This is a genomic window from Sphingomonas sp. 4RDLI-65 (assembly GCF_049472435.1).
Taxonomy (GTDB): domain Bacteria; phylum Pseudomonadota; class Alphaproteobacteria; order Sphingomonadales; family Sphingomonadaceae; genus Sphingomonas.
The window spans coordinates 338,770-359,642 of record NZ_JBCEBT010000003.1 but is presented as its reverse complement, the minus strand read 5'-3'; the positions used below and the strand labels follow the sequence as shown (position 1 = coordinate 359,642).

General features: G+C 66.0%; 13 protein-coding genes and 1 tRNA gene. 5 read left to right on the top strand and 9 right to left on the bottom strand.

Annotation, left to right across the window (positions count from 1 at the left end):
* Nucleotides 1-10: 10 nt before the first annotated feature.
* A complete protein-coding gene (locus VH567_RS09905) occupies nt 11-2,566 on the top strand; it encodes a glycosyl hydrolase 115 family protein (RefSeq protein ID WP_423325582.1) in 2,556 nt (851 codons plus the stop codon).
* The gene (locus tag VH567_RS09900; protein ID WP_423325580.1) at nt 2,556-4,100 is read left to right on the top strand and encodes an MFS transporter; all 1,545 of its coding nucleotides are present in this window, start codon (nt 2,556-2,558) and stop codon (nt 4,098-4,100) included. Before VH567_RS09905 ends, VH567_RS09900 begins: the two co-directional genes overlap by 11 nt.
* Here VH567_RS09900 and VH567_RS09895 read toward each other — a convergent pair.
* The 7 genes from VH567_RS09895 to rhmD form a co-directional block, all read right to left on the bottom strand.
* A complete protein-coding gene (locus VH567_RS09895) occupies nt 4,097-4,939 on the bottom strand; it encodes an alpha/beta hydrolase (RefSeq protein WP_423325886.1) in 843 nt (280 codons plus the stop codon). The genes VH567_RS09900 and VH567_RS09895 overlap by 4 nt on opposite strands.
* A gap of 2 nt (nt 4,940-4,941) precedes the next feature.
* Complete coding sequence (locus tag VH567_RS09890; protein ID WP_423325578.1) at nt 4,942-6,021, bottom strand: glycoside hydrolase family 43 protein; 1,080 nt, start codon at nt 6,019-6,021, stop codon at nt 4,942-4,944.
* The gene (rhaT, locus tag VH567_RS09885) at nt 6,018-7,085 is read right to left on the bottom strand and encodes an L-rhamnose/proton symporter RhaT (protein WP_423325576.1); all 1,068 of its coding nucleotides are present in this window, start codon (nt 7,083-7,085) and stop codon (nt 6,018-6,020) included. The genes VH567_RS09890 and rhaT overlap by 4 nt, the downstream gene beginning before the upstream one ends.
* The gene (locus tag VH567_RS09880) at nt 7,082-7,984 is read right to left on the bottom strand and encodes an amidohydrolase family protein (protein WP_423325574.1); all 903 of its coding nucleotides are present in this window, start codon (nt 7,982-7,984) and stop codon (nt 7,082-7,084) included. Before VH567_RS09880 ends, rhaT begins: the two co-directional genes overlap by 4 nt.
* Before the next feature lie 219 nt (nt 7,985-8,203).
* Complete coding sequence (locus tag VH567_RS09875; protein ID WP_423325572.1) at nt 8,204-8,953, bottom strand: SDR family NAD(P)-dependent oxidoreductase; 750 nt, start codon at nt 8,951-8,953, stop codon at nt 8,204-8,206.
* Nucleotides 8,950-9,807, bottom strand: coding sequence for a fumarylacetoacetate hydrolase family protein (locus VH567_RS09870; RefSeq protein ID WP_423325570.1), 858 nt, complete (start codon nt 9,805-9,807; stop codon nt 8,950-8,952). Before VH567_RS09870 ends, VH567_RS09875 begins: the two co-directional genes overlap by 4 nt.
* A 43-nt stretch (nt 9,808-9,850) precedes the next feature.
* Nucleotides 9,851-11,044, bottom strand: a complete 1,194-nt coding sequence (gene rhmD / locus VH567_RS09865; protein ID WP_423325568.1) for an L-rhamnonate dehydratase — start codon at nt 11,042-11,044, stop codon at nt 9,851-9,853.
* 261 nt (nt 11,045-11,305) lie between these two features.
* Here rhmD and VH567_RS09860 point away from each other — a divergent pair, with 261 nt between their 5' ends.
* Both VH567_RS09860 and VH567_RS09855 read left to right on the top strand, forming a co-directional pair.
* Nucleotides 11,306-14,293, top strand: coding sequence for a TonB-dependent receptor (locus VH567_RS09860; RefSeq protein ID WP_423325566.1), 2,988 nt, complete (start codon nt 11,306-11,308; stop codon nt 14,291-14,293).
* Between the two features lie 277 nt (nt 14,294-14,570).
* Complete coding sequence (locus VH567_RS09855) at nt 14,571-15,761, top strand: acetyl-CoA C-acyltransferase (protein WP_423325564.1); 1,191 nt, start codon at nt 14,571-14,573, stop codon at nt 15,759-15,761.
* A 404-nt stretch (nt 15,762-16,165) separates the two neighbouring features.
* Here the strand turns inward: VH567_RS09855 and lepA are convergent, their stop codons facing one another.
* Nucleotides 16,166-17,986 (bottom strand): translation elongation factor 4, encoded by a 1,821-nt coding sequence (gene lepA, locus VH567_RS09850; RefSeq protein WP_056049136.1) that lies wholly within the window; start codon nt 17,984-17,986, stop codon nt 16,166-16,168.
* Between the two features lie 108 nt (nt 17,987-18,094).
* Here lepA and VH567_RS09845 point away from each other — a divergent pair.
* Nucleotides 18,095-18,171 (top strand) — tRNA-Pro (locus tag VH567_RS09845).
* A 184-nt stretch (nt 18,172-18,355) separates the two neighbouring features.
* Here the strand turns inward: VH567_RS09845 and VH567_RS09840 are convergent.
* Complete coding sequence (locus VH567_RS09840) at nt 18,356-20,830, bottom strand: alkaline phosphatase PhoX (RefSeq protein WP_423325561.1); 2,475 nt, start codon at nt 20,828-20,830, stop codon at nt 18,356-18,358.
* Nucleotides 20,831-20,873 lie beyond the last annotated feature (43 nt).

Below are 20,873 nucleotides of genomic sequence, written 5' to 3'. Positions count from 1 at the left end.
GCGGCGTGCCTTGTTTGCGGCTGCGCTCTGGCTCGGGGCGCCCGCCTCGGCCGAGCCGGTCGCACGTCTCGTGGCGTTCGAGCCGGGGGCGGGTCTCCCGCTGGCCGATGCGCAAGGCATCGCGCGCGTGGTGACGGCGCCGGGCGATCACGCGGTCGTCCGGATCGCCGCCGCGGACCTGACGAACGATCTCCGGCGTGTCACCGGCGCGACGACCGCGAACGGCACGCAGATCTGGCTCGGTACGCTCGGCCGCAGCGCCGCGATCGACCGGCTGGTCCGACGCGGCACGCTCGACGTCTCGAAACTGCGCGGTGCGTGGGAAAGCTTCGTCATCGCCACCGTCGCCAACCCCACGCCCGGCGTTGCGGCGGCGCTGGTCATCGTCGGCAGCGATCGTCGGGGCACGGCGTTCGGCGCATACGAACTGTCGCGCGCGATCGGCGTGTCGCCTTGGCATTGGTGGGCCGACGTCACGCCCGAGCATCACGCCGCGATCTATGCGCCGGCCGGACTTCACCGCTTCGGGCCGCCCTCGGTCCAGTATCGCGGGATCTTCCTCAACGACGAGGATTGGGGGCTGCAACCCTGGGCCGCCGAAACCTTCGAGCCCGACGCCGGGACGATCGGGCCGAAGACCTACGCGAAACTGTTCGAGCTGATGCTGCGGCTGAAGGCGAACCTCGTCTGGCCCGCGATGCACAAGGTCACCGCGCCGTTCAACGCGAACCCCGAGAATGCGCAGCTCGCCGACCGCTATGCGATCGTCATGGGATCGAGCCATGCCGAGCCGATGCTGCGCAACAATGTCGGCGAATGGTCGGCACCGGCGGCGGATTTCAATTACCTCACCAACCCCGCGGGCGTCGCCGATTATTGGAAAGCGCGCGTCCGGGCGAACGGCAGATACGAGAGCGTCTGGACGCTCGGAATGCGCGGCATCCACGACAGCGGCATCGTCGGCCCGACCACGGACGATGCGCGCCGGTCGTTGCTCGAACGCGTATTCGCCGATCAGCGCGCGATGCTGGCGAACGGCGTGAACCGGAATTTCACACGCGTCCCGCAGGTCTTCACGCCGTACAAGGAAGTCCTGGACGTGTACCGCGGCGGGCTGAAGGTGCCCGACGACGTCACGCTGATGTGGCCCGACGACAATTTCGGTTATATCCGCCACGTGCCCGATGCCGCCGAGCGCGCGCGGTCGGGCGGGGCTGGCATCTATTACCATTTGTCCTATCTCGGCGCGCCGCTGTCGTATCTCTGGCTGTCGACCACCCCGCCTGCACTGATCCGCGAGGAACTGGGACGCGCCTGGGATGCGGGTGCGCGGCGGATGTGGGTCGCCAATGTCGGCGATCTGAAGCCCGCGGAACTCGCCACCGACTATTTCATGCAGCTTGCGTGGGACGTGCCGGGCGTGCGCGCTAAGCCGATCGATACTGTCGTCACGGACTGGGCGGGGGGTACGATCGGCGCCGATGTCGCGCCCGAGATCGCGGCGATCATGGCCGAGCATCACCGGTTGAATTTCCAGCGTCGGTCCGAGCATCTGCAATGGTGGCTACCCGGCGAGGTGCCGAAGCCGAGTCCGCTGACACCGTCCGAAGTCTCCACGCGCCTGACCGCGTTCGACGCACTACGCACACGCGTCCGTTCGATCGCGCCCCGCATTGCGCCCCACCGACGCGACGCGTTCTTCGAGCTGGTCGACTATCCGGTGACCGCGGCGGCGCTCGCGAACACGCGCGTGTTCGACGCCGAAATGCATGATCGCCTGCGCGACACCGATGCGGATAGTGCGGCCGTAGCTGGCGAACGATCGCGTGCAGCGGATGCTGAAATCACCGCGCGGACTATTCGCTACAATAATGAGATCGCCGGTGGGAAGTGGCGGGGCATGATGGCAGTCGAACCCGCCGACGGGCAGTGGCGTCGCTATCGCTTGTCGCCTCCCATCCTGCCCGCCCCAGCTACACCTCCCCGGCGGAGGCCGGGGCCCAGGTGGAATGCCCCCGGTGAGATCGCGTCGCCCTTCGTTACCTCGGCCGTTCCAACTGGGCCCCGGCCTTCGCCGGGGAACCGGGCAGTTTTGCATGCTTCGACGATCGTGATTGAGGCGGAGACTTCGGAGAGCCCGCGTAATGGCTGGCGCGTGATCGACGGCCTCGGCCGCAACGGTGTAGCGATAGCCGCGGCGGCGCCAGCAACGCTGTCTTACACCGTCACGCTACCCGCCGGTCGCTGGCAGCTCGCGGCAGAAGTGTTGCCGACCTACCCGACCAACGAAGGCGCCGACCTCGCCGTATCGGTCGCGATCGACGGCGGGAAGCCCGTGCGCGTCGGCGTCCCCCGCAAGACCGGCGACCGCGCATGGGCGCTCGCGGTGCTCGACAACCGCCTCCACCTCGCGCTGCCGACACCGCTCTCAGCCGGCCCACACACCGTGTCGATCGGTATCGACGACCCCGCGATCCTGTTCGACGCGCTCCGCTTCGATCCGCTTTCCGACCCCGCCCCATCCTCAGCCACCGCCGGTACCCAAGGACTTTCGCATGGCCACTGATCCGATCGCCGCCCGTCCAGCCATGCCGCTCGCGCCCGCCCGTCCGGTACGCTGGTACAATTTGCTCGCCTACGGCTCGAACGACGTGCTCGGCGCGGGGTCGATGGCGGTCATCAGCACCTGGATCCTGATCTTCTACACCAGCTTCTGCGGCCTGTCCGCGGCGCAGGCGACGATCATCTTCGGCGTCGCGCGCGTGCTCGATGCGTTCACCAGCCCCACGATCGGCCACCTGTCGGACAATCTCGGGCGGAGCTGGCTGGGGCGCAAGTTCGGGCGGCGGCGGTTCTTCATCCTCGCCGCGATCCCGCTGCTGCCGTCGTTCGCGATCATGTGGGTCGCAGGCCAGGGCTTCTGGTATTACCTCGTGACGTACGTGCTGTTCGAGATGGTCTATGCGATGGAGATCATCCCGTACGAGACGCTCGCGTCGGAGATGGCGACCGATTACCGGACCAAGGCGAAGTTCGCCGGTGCGCGCATCCTGTGTGGCCAGTGCTCGGCGATCGCCGCGGCCTTCCTGCCGGGCTGGCTGATCGCCTATCTCGGCCCGGATTCGCCCGATACGTATCTGTATATGGGCATGATCTTCTCGGTGCTGTTCATGGGCGCGGCCGGATTGCTGTACGCGTTCAGCTGGGAACGGCAGCGGCCCGAGGGCCTCGACGAGGTCCAGCCGGTCGAGAAAGCGTCGCTCGGCGCGGCGTTCAAGGCGCTCTACCGTAACCTGTTCTCGACGCTGCGGATCCGCGCATTCCGGCTGCATCTCGGCATGTATCTGGGCGGCTATATCAGCCAGGACATCTACAACGCGGCGTTCACCTATTTCGTGATCTTCGCGCTCGCCGGATCGACCGCGGTGGTCGCGAACCTCGTCGGCGTGACGTACATCGTCCAGCTCGTCGCGGTGGTGCTGGCGATCAACTTCGCGCTGCGCCTGTCGCCCGCCGCCGCGTACCGGTTCGCCGCGCTCAGCTTCGCGATCGGCGTGGTGATCTTCCTCGCGATGTACGCGGCGGGTTATACCGCGACGTCGGCGCTGTTCTGGCTGCCGGTGGTGTTCGCCGGATTGGGGCGCGGCGCGCTGAACTACATCCCGTGGGCGACGTACAACTACATGGCCGATGTCGACGAGATCGTCACCGGGCGCAGGCGCGAGGGCGCGTTCGCGGGCGTCATGACGTTCGTGCGGAAAATGAGCCAGGCGCTGGCGGTGATCCTCGTCGGGCAGGTGATGCAGGCGTCCGGCTTCGTGTCGAAGGCGACCGAGCAGAGCCCCCAGGCGATTTACGCGATCGTCGCGGTGCTCGGCGCCGGGACGATCGCGATGCTCATCTTCGGCGTGCTCGTGTCGACGCGCTTCCGGCTGACGCCCGGCACGCATGCGATCCTGCTGGAAGAAATCGAGCATCTGCGTCGCGGCGAACGGACGCCGTCCACGCCGGAGAATGCGCGCGTGGTTGAGGATCTGTCGGGCTGGTCCTATGACAAGCTGTGGGGGAACAACCCCGTTGCGGCGGCGGGCACGCGCTAAGCGCGGTCGAGAAAGCCGACCTGCCGGAGCCAGGCTTCGCAGAGTGTCGGCCAGATCGACACGGGCAACCCCTGCGTATCCAGCGCGAAACCATGCGGCGCGTCAGCAAAGACGTGAAGTTCGGCTGAGCCGCCCGCCACTTGCCACGCCGCGTGGAGCCGGCGCGCGTTCTCAACCGGGACGACAGGATCGTTGCCGGCATAGACGATGAACGCGGGCGGCGGCGACGGCAGGAGTTGCGCATCGGGTTGCAGGCGGTCGTACATCGCCTGCTTCTCGACCGGCGGCAGTGGCGGCTTGTCCGGCATGATCGTCCGCCCCGCCGCATTGGTGGAGATCGGAGCATAGCCGACGACCAGCAGGTCCGGCCGCGTCAACTCGTCGGGATGACGCGACGCGGGCGGCGTCCATTCGTCCGGATAGGCTGCGGCGAGGCAGGCGGCGAGATGACCGCCCGACGATAGCCCGACCACGCCCAACCCTGCCGGCGCCAGACCGCTCGCACGGACCATCCGCATCGCCTCGCGTGCGTCGTCTAGCGGCGCGGCGATACCGTCGGCGGCGTTCGGGAAGCGGTGGATCAGGACGAATGCGTGGTAGCCGAGCCCCGTAAGCCAGGCGGCGACCTGCACCCCCTCCCTGCCCGCCATCAACTGCGTGTAGCCGCCGCCGCCGAGCACGAGCATAGCCCGGCCATTGGGCTTGGCGGCACGGAACCCGAGCAGCACCGGCTGGTCGACCGCCGTGACGACGGCGACCTCGGACGCGCCCGACGAATCCTCGAACGTCACCGCCGGCGCGTCCGCCCACAGCGGCCACACATCATCCGCACCCAGCATCGTCAGCACCCCGGTTTCGCATTGTCGAACGACGAGTGCCCCGGCGTGCAGGGATGCGTCGGATACGCCTCGCCATCGAGTTCGGTCGCCTCGCGCACCACCGCCAGCCGATCGCCCTCGTCGCGCATCTCGTACAGCTTGCCGAGCGCGAAATTGAACGGCCGATGGAGGATCATCATCAGCCGGCCGTCGAACGCGTGGAACAGCATGCCGTGGCCGCTGTCCCGTTCGACGAGCGGGCCGAGTTGCTCCCAAGGACCTTCGATGCCACCCGATCGCGACCGCGCCTGCCCCTCGACATAGCCCTTCTTGCCATAGCTCGACCACAGCATCAGCAGCGCGCCCGTCTTGCTGCGATACAGTTCGGGGCCATCGGTGACGTAGACCGTGTCGCCATCGGGCTGTTCCTGGCCCACCACCCACGCGGCCTCGTTCGCAGCGAAAAGCCGCTTCGCCGAGCCCGCCGCGGAGAGGTCGTCGTTCAGCGGCACCGCGTCCATAGTGCCGATCGTCGTCTGCCACCATTCATGCGCATAGACGAGCCACGGCTTGCCCTTCGGATCGACGTACAGCGTGCCGTCGAGCGTCATCCGGTCCTTCGACACGATCGGCTCGCCGTTCCGGACCAGCGCATAGGGCCCGTCGATCTTGTCCGCGACCGCGAGGACGGTGCCACGACGATAGGTCGCGCGCTTGCCATTGGGCGTCAGCGGCGACGCGGGATCGTGGAACGTCGCGAAGAGATACCACCGGTTCTTCCAGCGGTGCACTTCAGGCGCCCAGCTTCCCGCCTTCGCCCAGACGTCGCCGGGCAACACGAACACGAGCTTGGGCCGGGTCCAGTGCCTCAGGTCGCGGCTCGCATACATCATCGTCCCCAGCCGCGTGTCGCCGGTCATCGCGACTTCGTTGCGGGTGAAGAGGTAATAGGTGCGGCTGGACTTGTCGGCGACGATCCACGGATCGTGGAGGTGCATCGCGGTCATCACCAAAGGTGCGTCGAAAGCCGGCGGCGGGGTTGCCGGCGCCGCACCCGCGAGGGCGAGCAGACCGACGGCGATCAGATGTGCGATCCGGGTCATGCCACTGTCTCCACCGCGATGCTGTTGCCATAGCCGATCACCACGGTCGCGATCAGCAGCAGCGCGACGCCGGCCCAGACCACCGCCTTGATCCACGCACCGGCGTCCTTCCACTCGCGGAACGCAAAGCCCCACAGCGTGCCGAAGATGATGATGCTCGCCATGTGCAGCGTCCAGCTCGAGAAGCCCAGGCGGCCCATCTGGCTCTCCCCCATCGTGTAGAAGAAGAACTGGAAATACCAGGTGACGCCGGCGAGCGCACTGAGCGCGTAGTTGCGCATCAGCGGCGGGCGGTCGCCGTCGGTGGTGCGGCCGATCCACTGCGCGGCGCTGCGGTTCCTGACGATCAACCACGCGCACCACGCGCCGTTGGTGACGAGCCCTCCCGCCATGATCAGGCACAACACGGGAAGCCCAGTCCAGAGCGGCCCGGTGCCCGCGCTTGCCGACAGCGCCTTGATCGGTTCGCCCGCAGCCAGCCCGAACGCGAAGCACGCGGACATGATCCCGGCGCCGATCGCGACGACGATGCCCTTGCGGAAATCGAACTCGGCGACGACCGCCAGCTTCTGCTCGGGCGTCAGCAGCGCGTCCTTCATCGCGCCGGCGATCGCGACGACGACGATGCCGGCCAGCGTCAGGCCGATGCCGGTGAGGACGATGTTGCCGGAGGTGGTCGCAAGCAGCTTTTCGTGGAACTCGCCGGTGAACGCGGGCGGGATCAGCGTCCCGAACACCGTGCACAGTCCGAGGACCACCGCCATGCCGAGCGACAGCCCGAGATAGCGCATGACGAGCCCGTAGCCGAGCCCGCCGAAGCCCCAGAGCACGCCGAACACCATCGGCCACCAGAACGCGCTGGACGGCGCGCGACCGAGCACGCCGAGCAGGTCGTGCGTTTGCAGGCTCGCGAAGAACCACGGCGCGACCAGCCACGACACGACGCCGCCGGTCAGCCAGTAAATCTCCCACGACCAGCGCTTCACCCCGCGATAGGGCACGTAGAAGCTGGCCGACGCGAGCCCGCCGAGCCAGTGATACAACACCCCGAGCAGCGGGTTCACAGGTCGAGACCCAGCCGGTAGATCCGGTTCGCATTACCCCCGAACAGCGCGCGACGTTCGCCTTCGGAGAAATCGGCGACCAGCGCGTGGTAGGTTTCGAGATAGCGATCGATCGGTGCGAACAGCGTGTCGGTCGGCGCGTCGCTGGCGAACAGACAGCGATCGGTGCCGAACAGGTCAATCGCTTCGAGCAGGAAGGGCCGCACGCTTTCGAAGGTCCAGTCGCGAGCGATGAAGCCAAGCCCCGACAGCTTGATCGCGACATGCGGCAGCGCGGCGAGCGCACGCAGACCGTCGCGCCATTCGGCGATGCCATCGGGATTGGAGAGCACGGGCATGCCGAGGTGATTGATGATGACTGGCGTTTCGGGATGGCGCGCGATCAGCGACGCGAGGCCCAGCATCTGCGCGGGATAGCATTGCAGGTCGAACGACAGGCCGTGCTTGCCGAGCAATGCGTAGCCGACCTGCCACTGGGCGTCCTGGGTGAGGTCGCGCGACGTGTAGCTGCGGGCCGGATCGGCGTGCCAGTTGACGATCTGGCGGATGCCGCGGACGTGCGGGAACGCGATCTGCGCGGCGAGATGCGTGTCGACGTCGGGATCGTCCAGCGGTGCGTACGCGACGATCGCGTTGGGCAAGCCGTGCTCGGCGGCGATCCCCTCCAGCCAGCGCGTCTCGTCGAGTGCCTGCACCGGGTCCGCGCCCGCATCGATATGCACCGCGCCGACGACATTCCACCGCGCGAGCGCTGCACGGTACTCGGCGATTCCGAAGTCGCGCGCGATCGGCTCGACGCTGCCGTTGGGGCCGTCATCGGCGAATGGCGGCGACAGCCACGGATAGCGGATGTGGTTCAGGTCCCACAGATGGATGTGCGCATCTACGAACGGGATCATCGCCTTCTCTCCTGGGATATGATCGCCATGCCGCCTCGTACCGGGCGGCTTTGGCTGAGGAAGGGGGATTACCGTCCGAACGATCCTCCCCCGCCAGGGGGAGGTGGCGCCGAAGGCGACGGAGGGGGAGGATGCGGAACAGCGGTTCTCCCTTTCCTCCCCCTCCGTCTGGCAAGAGCCAGCCATCTCCCCCGGCGGGGGAGGATACAAAACACCCCCCTAGAACGTCGTCCGTCCCCCCGACGTGTCGAACGTCGACGCCGTCGTGAAACTGCACTCCTCCGACGCCATGAAGCACACCATCGCGGTCGATTCCGGGATTTCGCCCAGCCGCCCCATCGGGATCTTCGAGCGCATATATTCGACCTGGCTCGCCGGAAGCTGCTCCAGGATCGGGCTTTCGAACGTCGCCGGGGTCAGCGCGTTGGCGATGATGCCCTTGCCCGCGAGTTCCTTGCCGAGCGACTTGGTCAGCCCGATCACCGCCGCCTTGGTCGCCGAATAGGCCGACGCATTCGGGTTGCCTTCCTTGCCCGCCACCGACGACACGTTGACGATCCGCCCATACCCATTCGCCAGCATCAGCGGCACGACCGTCCGGCAGCAATAGAACAGCCCGTTCAGATTGATGTCGACGACGCGCTTCCAGCTGTCGAGCGGGTATTCGTGGACCGGCGCGGTCGCCCCGGTGATGCCTGCCGAGCAGATCAGGATGTCGACCTTGCCGAGCACGCCCGCGCTTTCCTCTGCCGCCGCGACGACCGCATCGACGTCGGACACGTCGAGCGCGACGACGTGCACCGCACCGACCTCGTCCTTCGCCACCGCGAGCTTGGCGGCGTCGAGATCCCACAGCACGACGCTGCCGCCCTCCGCGACGATCCGCTTGGCGACATCCTTGCCGAGCCCCGACGCGCCGCCAGTGACGATCGCGCAGCGACCGGCAAACCGCCCCCCATAGATCGTCATGCGATCGAACCCTCACCCAGATGGCGCCATTCGACGACCGACTGACGCTGCGTGCCGAGCCCGGCGATGCCGAGTTCCATCACGTCGCCGGCCTTCAGGTAGATCGACTCCGGCTTCTTGCCCTCGCCCACGCCCGGCGGCGTGCCGGTGATCAGCAGATCGCCCGGATACAGCGTGATGTATTCGCTGACGTACGAAATGAGCTGCTTCAGGTCGAAGATCATCGTCCTGGTGTTGCCGGTCTGCATCCGCGTGCCGTTGACGTCGAGATGCATGTCGAGGTCTTGCGCATCGCCGATCTCGTCGGGCGTCACCAGCCACGGGCCGACCGGACAGAAGGTATCATGCCCCTTGCCCTTGCTCCACTGCGACCCGCGCTGCTTCTGGTTGAAACGCTCCGACACGTCGTTGGCCAGCACATAGCCCGCAACCTTGTCAAGCGCCTCGTCCTCGGAGACATAGCGGCACGTCTTGCCGAGGATCACGCCGAGCTCGACCTCCCAGTCGCCATGCGTCGAACCGCGCGGCAATACGACGTCGTCATTCGGGCCGCTGAGACTGGACAGCGGCTTCATGAACATCATCGGTTCGGTCGGGATCGGCAGGCCGGATTCGATCGCGTGGTCGCGGTAGTTGAGGCCGATCGCGACGATCTTGCCAATGCCCTTGATCGGCACGCCGTAGCGCGGCGTTCGCTCGACGACCGGGAGCGACGCAGGATCAGCCGCGAGCGCCTGCGCCAGCGTATCGACGGTAAGGTCGTCGATCATGCCGGACAGGTCGCGGATCGCGCCGTCGGCATCGACGATGCCGGGCTTTTCCTGGCCGGGTTGGCCGTAGCGGCAGAGTTTCATGAGGAGGCTTTCGGAAAAGAGAATGGCGAAGAGAGAGACTGGATCAATGCGTGTAGGGGCGGTGCATCACGATCTCGGGATTGAGCCTGACGCCGAACCCCGGCGCATCGAGCGCGCTCGCCTTCATCCGGCCGTTCTGCGGCACGGGCTCGCCGAGCAATTGCGGGTGGAACATCGGCACCACCTCGGTCGGTCCCGGATGCATCATCAGGAACTCGGCGAACGGCGAATTGTGGCGCGTGATGACGAAGTGATAGCTGTAGACCGATGACCCGTGCGGCACGACCATCTTGCCGTGCGCATCGGCCAGCGCGCTGATCTTGAGCAACTCGGTCACGCCGCCGCACCAGCCGACGTCGGGCTGGATGATGTCGCAGCAGTCCATCTCGAGCAGCATGCGGAAGCCCCAGCGCGTCGCCTCGTGCTCGCCGGTGGTGACCAGCATGCCCTTCGGCACGTTGCGCTTCAGTTCGGCATAGCCCCAGTAGTCGTCGGGGCTGATCGCTTCCTCGATCCACTTCAGGCCGTGTTCGTGCGCGGCGATCGCGAGGCGGGTGGCGTAGTCGACGTCGAGCGCCATCCAGCAATCGAGCATCAGCCAGAAATCGGGCCCGCATTTCTCGCGCATGTCGGCGATCATCGCGATGTTCTTCTTCATGCCCTCGGCGCCCTCGGCGGGGCCGTGGTGAAGCGGCATCTTGCCACCGATGAAGCCCAGCTCCTTGGCGACGTCGGGCCGCGCACCGGTAGCGTAGAATTGCAGTTCGTCGCGCACTGCACCGCCGAGCAGGTGATAGACCGGCTCCTGTCGCAGCTTGCCGAGCAGGTCCCACAGCGCGAGATCGACGCCGGAAATGGCGTTCACGACCAGCCCCTTGCGGCCGTAATATTGCGTCGAGAAGTACATCTGGTCCCAGATTTTCTCGTATTCGGTCGGCGATCGCCCTTCGAGGAAACGCGCGAGGTGCTTCTCGACGATGAACGCCGCGGGCTCGCCACCGGTGGTGACCGCGAAGCCGACCGTACCATCCTCCGCCTCGATCTCGACGACCAGCGTGCCCAGCACGTTGATGCCGAAGCTCTGTCGCGACTGGCGGTACTCGGGATAGCGGCTCATCGGCGTCGCGATATGATCGTCGATCCAGTGGCCGGCACCCTGGTCGTGATAATCCGCCCCGCCGCCGCGAACCGTAAACGCGCGGACATGCTTGATTTTCGGCAAAGACGTAATCGGCACTCTCGACCCTCCTCGTCACCCCGCTCAACCGGGCATAATTCTCATTTTATGAGACAGGCAATTATCTGATGGGAAGGTTCGCGTCAAACGCCGACTGCATCCAGCCGGTGAAATTTCCGGCGTTCTGCACAATTTGGAGATGATCCCACCATGCGAACGAGAAAAGCCGATACGCCAGCGACACAACTATGCTATGTGGCGACTCATCTTACAATGTGGAAAACGCCATAGAGCGGTTCTACACCAAAGGGGAGGACCGGAATGCACCATTCACGTCATCACGCTCATATCCGACGCGGCGTATCGCCGCTCGCGCTCGCTCTGGCGGGCATGCTGGCAGGGCTCGCAAGTCCCGCCTTCGCGCAAGATGCCCCAGCCTCCTCCCCGCCCCCCGAGACGGCCCCCTCCCCGGCCCCGCAGACCGACGATGCGCTCGCGCCCGATATCGTCGTCACCGGTTTCCGCGCGTCGCTCAGCACCGCGATCAACCAGAAGCGCAACGAGACTGCGGCGATCGACAGCATCGTCGCCGAGGATATCGGCAAGTTTCCCGATTCCAACCTGGCCGAATCGATGCAACGCATTCCCGGCGTTGCGCTTGCCCGCGGTGACGGTGGCGAGGGCCGCAACATCTCGGTGCGCGGGCTCGGCGCGGCGTTCACCCGCGTTCGCATCAACGGCATGGAAGGCACGTCGCAGACCGGATCGTCGGACATCTATGGCGGCGGCAACAACGGTCGCAGTTTCGATTTCAACGTCTTCCCGACCGAGATCTTCTCGTCGCTCGCGGTCCGCAAGACCCCGTCCGCCGATGTCGAGGAGGGCTCGCTCGGCGCCACGGTCGACCTGTCCGCACCCAAGTCGCTGTCCGGCAAGAAGGATTTCACGCTCAGCGCCACCGTCCGCGGCGTCTACAGCGAACTCGCCAAGAAGGTGAACCCGCGCGCATCGCTGCTGGTCGCCAAGAAGTTCGACGACGGGCGGTTCGGTATCCTCGGCTCGGTCGCCTACCAGGAACGGGACATCCGCGAGGTCGGTTATTCCGCGGTCGACATCCTCTCCGCCAACACCAACGGTCTGTTCTGCTCGCCGGTCGGCTTCGCCCCCGCCACGCCCGCGATCGGCAGCAAGGGCGCCGACGCGGCAAACTGCTATCCCGGCACGCCGCGCACCAGCACGGCGGCGGCGTTCAACACCGTTCTCGCCGCGCGTCGTCCCGATCTGCCCAATGTCGCGGGCAGCGGCGCGTTCTTCCCGCGCATCCCGCGCTATCTGAATTCGGAGCAGAAGCAGAAGCGCCTCGGCGGCACGCTCAGCTTCCAGTTCCAGCCCGATGCTGCGACCGACATCTCGCTCGACCTGCTCTACTCGCGCTTCCACGTCGTCCGCCGCGACAATTACATCGAGGCGATCTCGTTCGGGCGGTCGGCGGCGAACAACGGCCAGCCGGTGACGTCAATCAAGGACGTCGTGCTCACCCCGCAGGGCGGGCTCGTCTACGGGCTGTTCGACGGCGTCGACATCCGCTCCGAGGGGCTAGTCGACGATTTCACCTCGACGTTCAAGCAGGCCAATCTCAACATCAAGCACGATTTCAACGACAGCTTCGGCATCACCACGCTCGTCGGGCTGAACCAGGCCAAGTCGTTCGGCAAACAGCGTTTCCAGTATTTCATGGATGCGATCGACACGCCCAATTTCTCGATCGACTATCGTGACGGCGGCAGCACGCCCAAGCTCGGCTTCGGGTTCGACGTGGCCGATCCGACCCGCTTCAACTATGCGCCCGCGCTGGCCGACGGCACGGTGCGCGGCGGCTATAATTTCCAGGGGCGCCCCTCGACCAACATCAACAACGGGCTGACCGCAGAAACCAACCTCCATTGGAAGGTCGCCGACGTGCTGACGCTGAAGGCCGGGGGCCAGTATCGCCGCAGCGACTTCACGATCCGCAACGTCATTCCGTACACCGCGGACACGATCACCAAGGCGCTTCCCGCCGGCACCACGCTCGCCAGCATCACGCACCAGATCACCGGGGTCGGCAATCTGTGGGGCGATGGCGCCCCGGCAAGCTGGGTATCGCTCGATCCGGACAAGCTGATCAGCACGTTCAACCTCACCGCAGTCCGCTACTGCGGCACAGAATGCGGCGCGCAGTCGAGCCGCGTGCTCGAGGAGGTGTCGTCGGCCTATGCGATGGCGGCGTTCGATCTCGGCGACCGGCTCGGCGGGATCGGCGTACGCGGCGACGCTGGCGTCCGCTTCGTGCACACCGACCAGCTGTCGTCGGGGTTCATCTCGGTCGCGCTGGCGAGCTCGCCGACCGGCGTGACCGGCCGGTTCGCGACCGCCACCAAGCGCTACAGCGACTGGCTGCCGTCCGCGAACCTGGTGATCGAGCCGATTGACGACCTGCTGTTCCGCTTCTCGGGCGCCAAGGTGCTTGCCCGGCCCGAGCTGGGCGTGCTGACCCCCACCAGCGGCGTCAACGCGATCACGCGCAACGGCAGCATCCAGAACCCGCAGCTCGACCCGATCCGCGCCAACACCTTCGATGCGGCGATCGAATGGTATTTCCGCCCCGGCGCACTGCTGTCGGCGGCGTTCTTCTACAAGGACCTGAAGTCGTACGTTCAGAACGTCAACACGCTGGTTCCGTTCAGCGACCTCGGTCTGCCCAACGAGCTGCTGGCCGGCACCAACACGCTGCCGAGCGAACTGTTCACGATCGCGCAGCCGCTCAACACGCCGGGCGGTCCGCTGAAGGGGGTCGAAGTAAACGCGCAGGTGCCCTTCACCTTCCTGCCGGGCTTCCTCCGGAATTTCGGCGCGCTGGCGAACTACACGCACGTAACCTCGCGGATCGACTATATCCTCGCCAGCGTGAACGGCGTGCCGACCGTGACGACCACCGCCAACCTCGTCGGCCTGTCGAAGGACACCGCATCGGGCACGCTGTATTACGAGGACAGCAAGTTCAGCATCCGCGGCACCGCCAATTATCGCTCGGGCTTCATCCGCGGCATCCCCGCCTCCCCCGGCAGCGACCTGCAGGGTAACGACAGCACGCTGTTTGTCGACGCCTCCGCCTCGTTCGCGGTCACCGACAATGTGAAACTGATCGTCGAGGGTACCAATCTGACCGATCAGCAGAACCGGCTATACAGCGACAGCGTCCGCCAGGACACGCTGTTCGAGACACGGATCGGACGCACCGTGACGTTCGGGGTTAACGTGCAGCTCTGACCCCCGCATGGGCGTTAGAGGTTGCAACGAAGGACACCCCGCAAGGCCCGGTTTTCCGGGCCGGGCGGGCGTCCGTGTTCTTGACAGAGGACGGCATCGGGCACAGCTGAGAGCCTCAGCATGCAGCCCGGATCGTACGGCAATGACGCGCACCGACCTCGACTTCGCAGCCACTTACCCGGTGCGTGATGTCCGCGGGCATCCGCCTCGGTCCTGCAGGGCTGGTATCCAGCGGGCGGCGATCGCCCCCGCGCCCTGAATCGACGAAGGAAGACCGATGTCCGACGATCCCATCATCATCGCCAGCTATGCCCGTACGCCGATGGGCGGATTCCAGGGCGCGCTGTCCGGCGTCACCGCGGTCGAGCTGGGCGCCACCGCAGTTCGCGCCGCAGTCGATCGCTCGAAGGTCGATCCCGCGATCATCGACCGCATCTACATGGGCTGCGTCCTCCCCGCCGGGCTCGGCCAGGCCCCCGCGCGCCAGGCCGCCCTTGGTGCCGGCCTGCCCGATTCGGTCGAGGCAACCACCGTCAACAAGATGTGCGGGTCGGGCATGCAGGCTACCATCATGGCGACCGAGGCACTGATGGCCGGCACCGTCGACGTCGTGATCGCGGGCGGCATGGAGAGCATGACCAACGCGCCGTTCCTGCTTGCCAAGCACCGCTCCGGCGCTCGGATCGGCCATGACGTCGTCTCCGATTCGATGATGCTCGACGGCCTCGAGGATGCCTATGACAAGGGCAAGCCGATGGGCGCGTTCGCCGAGGACACCGCACGCGACTATCAGTTCAGCCGCGAGGACCAAGACGCGTTCGCGATCGAGAGCCTCACACGCGCCAGCGCCGCGATCACCGGCGGCGGCTTTGCCGACGAGGTCGTGCCGGTCACCGTCAAGACCCGCGGTGGCGACGTCGTCGTCAGCGAGGACGAGCAGCCCGGCAAGGCCAGGCCCGAGAAGATCCCCGGTCTGCGCCCCGCCTTTGCCAAGGACGGCACGATCACCGCAGCCACCTCCGCCTCGATCTCCGATGGTGCCGCCGCGCTTGTGCTGACGCGCGCCAGCGTCGCGACAAAGCTCGGCCTGTCGCAGGAGGCGCGGATCGTTGCGACCGCCGCGCACGCGCATGCCCCCGCATTGTTCACGACCGCGCCTGTTTCGGCGATCCGGAAAGTGCTCGATCGCGCCGGCTGGAGCGTCGAGGACGTCGACCTGTTCGAGGTGAACGAGGCGTTCGCGACCGTTGCGATGATCGCGATGCGCGAGCTCGGCATCCCGCGCGAGAAACTGAACGTCAACGGCGGAGCGACCGCGCTCGGCCATCCGATCGGCGCCAGCGGTGCGCGGATCATCGCCACCTTGGTCGCCGCACTCAAACTGCGCGGCCTGAGCAAAGGCGTCGCGGCGCTCTGCATCGGCGGCGGCGAGGCGACGGCAGTAGCGGTCGAGCTGATCCACGCGTGACTTGACGGGGGGCATGCCGCGAAAGCGCTGCCCCCCTGACACCCACCGCAACAACGCTTAGACGGATCGACATACCATTTGGATCGACGGACCGATCGATGTCCGTCAGGCGGGCTGGTTCCGGCATCCACGGACCCGAGAGATCGATACAATCGGGTTTGGGAACCGCTGCCACCCGAAACCTGCTGGCAGCGATGCCTGTCAGGCGTGCCAACTCGGTCGCTGCCATATTTTTGTTCTCCCACGAAGGCGGGAGCCCAGTCTGGGTCCCCGCCTTCGCGGGAAAACAAGCTTCCATGCTGGAAGGGTTCGCAGCCAAGCCGATCCGGTATAACGAAGCAGATTGGGAAGGTCGATGCCCCGTCAGGTTACGGCGCAACCCGGCATAACGCGACCCGTGCCCGCTAGGCGTCGTCACCCATCCGCAGCGCGGCGATGAACGCCTCCTGCGGGATGCTGACCGAGCCGTATTCGCGCATCTTTAGCTTGCCCTTCTTCTGCTTTTCCAGAAGCTTCTTCTTGCGGCTCGCGTCGCCGCCATAGCATTTGGCGGTCACGTCCTTGCGCATCGCGCTGATCGTCTCGCGCGCGATCACCTTGCCGCCGATCGCCGCCTGGATCGGGATCTTGAACAGATGGCGCGGGATCAGCTCCTTCAACCGCTCGACCATACCGCGACCGCGCACCTCGGCGGTGCCGCGGTGGACGATCATGCTCAGCGCGTCAACCGGCTCCTCGTTGACGAGGATGCCCATCTTGACGAGATCACCCTCGCGGTAGCCGATCTGGTGATAATCGAAGCTCGCATAGCCCTTCGACATCGACTTCAGCCGATCGTAGAAATCGAACACGACTTCGTTCAGCGGCAGTTCGTAGGTCGCCTGCGCGCGACCACCGACATAAGTGAGGTTCTTCTGAATCCCGCGGCGATCCTGGCAGAGCTTCAGGACGCTACCGAGATACTCGTCGGGAACGTAGATCGTCGCCTCGATCCACGGCTCGCTGATCGTCGCGATCTTGTTGGGCTCAGGCATGTCGGCGGGGTTGTGCAGCTCGATATGCGTCGTGCCGGACGGATCGGGGTGGGTCAGCTCGATCTCGTAGACGACGGAGGGCGCCGTCGTGATCAGGTCCAGGTCATATTCGCGCGTCAGGCGCTCCTGAATGATCTCCAGATGGAGCAGCCCCAGGAAGCCGCAGCGGAAGCCGAAGCCGAGCGCCGCCGACGTTTCCATTTCGAACGAGAAACTCGCATCGTTGAGCCGCAGCTTCGAGATACTCTCGCGCAGCTTCTCGAACTCGGCGGCATCGACCGGGAACATCCCGCAGAACACCACCGGCTGGACTTCCTTGAAGCCCGCGAGAGCTTCGAGCGCAGGCCGCTTCGCATCGGTGATAGTGTCGCCGACGCGGGTCTGCGCAACCTCTTTGATCTGCGCGGTAATGAAGCCCATCTCGCCGGTACCGAGTTCGGTCAGCTGCTCAATCTTAGGGCGGAAACAGCCGACCCGGTCGACCAGGTGCATCGTGCCGGTCTGCATGAACTTGATCTGCTGCCCCTTCTTCAGGACGCCGTCGATCACGCGGACGAGGATGACGACGCCGAGATACGGGTCGTACCAGCTGTCGACCAGCATCGCCTTCAACGGCGCCTCCGGGTCGCCGCTGGGCGGCGGGATCTTGGTGACGATCGCCTCTAGGATCTCGACGATACCGATCCCCGATTTCGCCGACGCAAGCACCGCTTCGGACGCGTCGATGCCGATCACATCCTCGATCTCCTTACGGACCTTCTCGGGCTCGGCCGCGGGCAGATCGATCTTGTTGATCACCGGCACGATCTCGTGGTCGTGCTCGATCGACTGGTACACGTTGGCGAGCGTCTGCGCCTCGACGCCCTGCGCGGCGTCCACCACCAGCAACGCGCCCTCGCACGCGGCGAGGCTGCGGCTCACTTCGTACGCGAAGTCGACATGCCCCGGCGTGTCCATCAGGTTCAGGACGTAATCCAGGCCGTCTTTCGCGTGATACGCAAGCCGCACGGTCTGCGCCTTGATCGTGATCCCGCGTTCCTTCTCGATGTCCATGTTGTCGAGCACCTGCTCGGACATTTCGCGCGCGGTCAGGCCGCCAGTTTCCTGGATCAGCCGGTCGGCGAGCGTCGACTTGCCATGGTCGATATGGGCGATGATGGAGAAATTGCGGATGCGGTCGAGCGGAGTCATGGCGCGCTCCTAGCAGTGACAGTTCGTACGCGATAGATCGCTAACCCATCCGATATTTGTCTTGATCGGATTCCGTGTCGCGGCTAGTGGGCTCACCGGCAATGTTGTCGGGGCGTGGCGCAGTCTGGTAGCGCACTGGTCTCGGGGTCCAGGGGTCGTAGGTTCGAATCCTATCGCCCCGACCATTGCCGTTTTATCGGGTTTCCCGGTATCGAACCCCGAAAAATCACGTGGCGTCCACGACCAAGTAGCCGGCTCTAGACTCCGGGACGAGCCGCGCCAGGCAATCGACGCGAACGGCTTCCGCCTGCCGCCAGCCACGGACGGCCAGACGGGTTGGAGACCGGGCGAACCCGGTCTCCCCCCGCGTCAGAGCCCGACGACGCCGCCGTCGGTCTTGGTGATCACGATCGTCGCCGAGCGTGGGCGCGAGGGCGTCGCGACCGCACCCGCCTGGTTCGCCGGCCAGCTGCTGGTGATGTTGGTCGGCCCGCCGCCTTCGCCCGGATGCTGGATGTTGACGAACAGCGAGCGGCCATCGGGGGTCGAGTGGATGCCGGTGATCTCGCATTCCTTCGGCCCGACCAGGAAGCGGCGCAGCGTCGCACCCGGCGCCTTGCCGATCCGCGTCGCCACGGTTCCCGTGGTCGCGCCGATCGTGTTGGTGACGGTCCGCGTGCCGCCGTCGTTGACGATCCCCGGCACCGACGCGAGCAGCATGCAGTTGGTGACGTCGGTATAGGCGCCGTCGTCGGTCTCGATCCACATCACCGGTGCGACCGTGCCCGAGGCGTTGCTCGGCAGGCCGAACCAAAGGCCGTCGGGCGACGAGAAGTCGTTGGTCGCATCCAGACCGGACAGGTTGATGTTGGTAGCGTCGAGATCGGCGCCCGAACCGAACGCGTAGATGTCCCATGCGAAGGTCAGCGCTTCGGATGTATCGCCGGTCTCGCGCAGGCGGATGATGTGCCCATTGGCGTTGCCCGTCGTCTGCCCCCCGGTGGTCTTCGGATCGACATAGGCCCGCGGGTTCGGTGCGTCGGCGGTGGCCACGGTGCGGGACGAGTTGTTGGTCAGCGTGCAGTACATCTCGCCAGTCGCGGGGTTCACCGCGGTCCATTCCGGCCGATCCATCCGCGTCGCGCCCAGCGCATCCGCCGCGAGCCGCGTGTTGATCAGCACGTCGACCTGGCTGGCGAATGGATAAGCGGCATTGGCGGCGGTCAGCGGCCCGACATTATACGTCAGCGGGAGCCATTGCCCACTGCCATTGGCTGCGAACTTCGCGACGTAAAGCGTGCCCTTGTCGAGATATTTGTCCCCGACGGCCAGTCGGTTGGTCGCGGTCGCATCGGCCGCCGACCACGGCGTTTCAGACACGAACTTGTAGATATATTCGTTCTGCGCATCGTCCCCCATATAGAAGGCAGGCCTCACGCCGGCGATGGTCCGGCCGATCTCGCAGCCTTCATGGTTCATGCGACCGAGTGCGGTCCGCTTGCGCGGCGTCGACGCAGGATCGAACGGGTCGATCTCGACCACCCAGCCATATTGGAAGATCTCGTTGCGGAAGTCGCCGGTACCGTCTGCGGGAGCGCCGGCCTGTGCGGTGATGTTCCAGCGCGAATAGGCGGTGCTTGTCGTGTCCGCCGGCGTGACGGTCGACCAGCCGTAATTGCCCCCGGTATTGCTCTCGCTCTTGCCGTAGCGTGCAAGCGAGGTGTTGGCCTTCACGCCGACCGGACCGGAGGCTGCGCGCCGCGCCCCGTCACCGACTTCACGCTTGAAATAGCCGACCCAGTTCTCTTCGTTCGTGAGGTATGTGTTCCAAGGCATTGTACCGTTGGCGCAATTGTTGATCGTGCCCCGCCCCGCGGTCGCATCCGGGGAGTAACGCGTCTTGAGGCTGTCGGCACCGCGCACCGGGCCGGAAAAGCTCATCGGCGTCAGCGGCGTGATCCGGCGGTTGAACGACGAGGTGGCGGCATAGCTCCACGCGGCCGTCCGGTTGACCTCGATCACCGAGACGCCGTGGCATTCCATCTCCTTCAGCGCCTCGGCTTCGGGACGGACGCCACCGGTCGTGGTCGGGCCGTTCGGGTGCAGATAGCCTTGCGTGATGTTCTCGTGATTGAGCACGAGCAGCCCACGCGTGTTGCCGTTCGCATCGGGCGTGCCGCTGGCGGACAGGCCGAAATAGCTCATGCCATCATGATGATCGCCCGCGCGCTTCGAGAAGGTCGCGTCGGTGCCGTCGTTCGCATAAGCGGCGACGCCGCTGCCGATCGGATCGCCGAGCCGGTAGAGCACCGTCACGGCATATCCGGTAGGTACAGCAACGACATCCGCGAGGCTCTTGGCAACCGCCGTGAACCCGAGCGAGGCCGCACCGACCGTTACGCTGGTGGTTGCGACGACCGATCCGCTTGCCGAGACGGCGGTGAACGAGAAGCTCAGCACGGTGCCCGTCGCGGCACCCGGCACGACGAACGTCGCGACCGTGGTCGTCGCGCCGGCGAGCGTTACCGCGGGACCGGCGGTCTGCGTCCAGCTAACGCTGTCCACCTGCCCGATCGCGGCGCCGGTCAGCGTCGCGACGCGGCCGGCGGACGAGCTGCCGCCGGCGGTCGCCGTCACCGTGACCGGGCTTGCGCCATTGCCGTCATCATCATCGTCGCATCCGGTCAGCAGCATCCCGCCGAACACTGCCGCAGCTGTTGCCGACATGCCGCCGAGCAGCGTCTGGCGGCGCGAATAGCGCACGTCGATCAGGTCGTTCAGATGCGGATTGGCGGTCGGATTGGCGTCGATATCGCCGTCGGTATAGATGGTTTCGAACGTCATGTGGTGTCCCCCCGGGGATGAGAAATCGGTAGCGATCGAATGT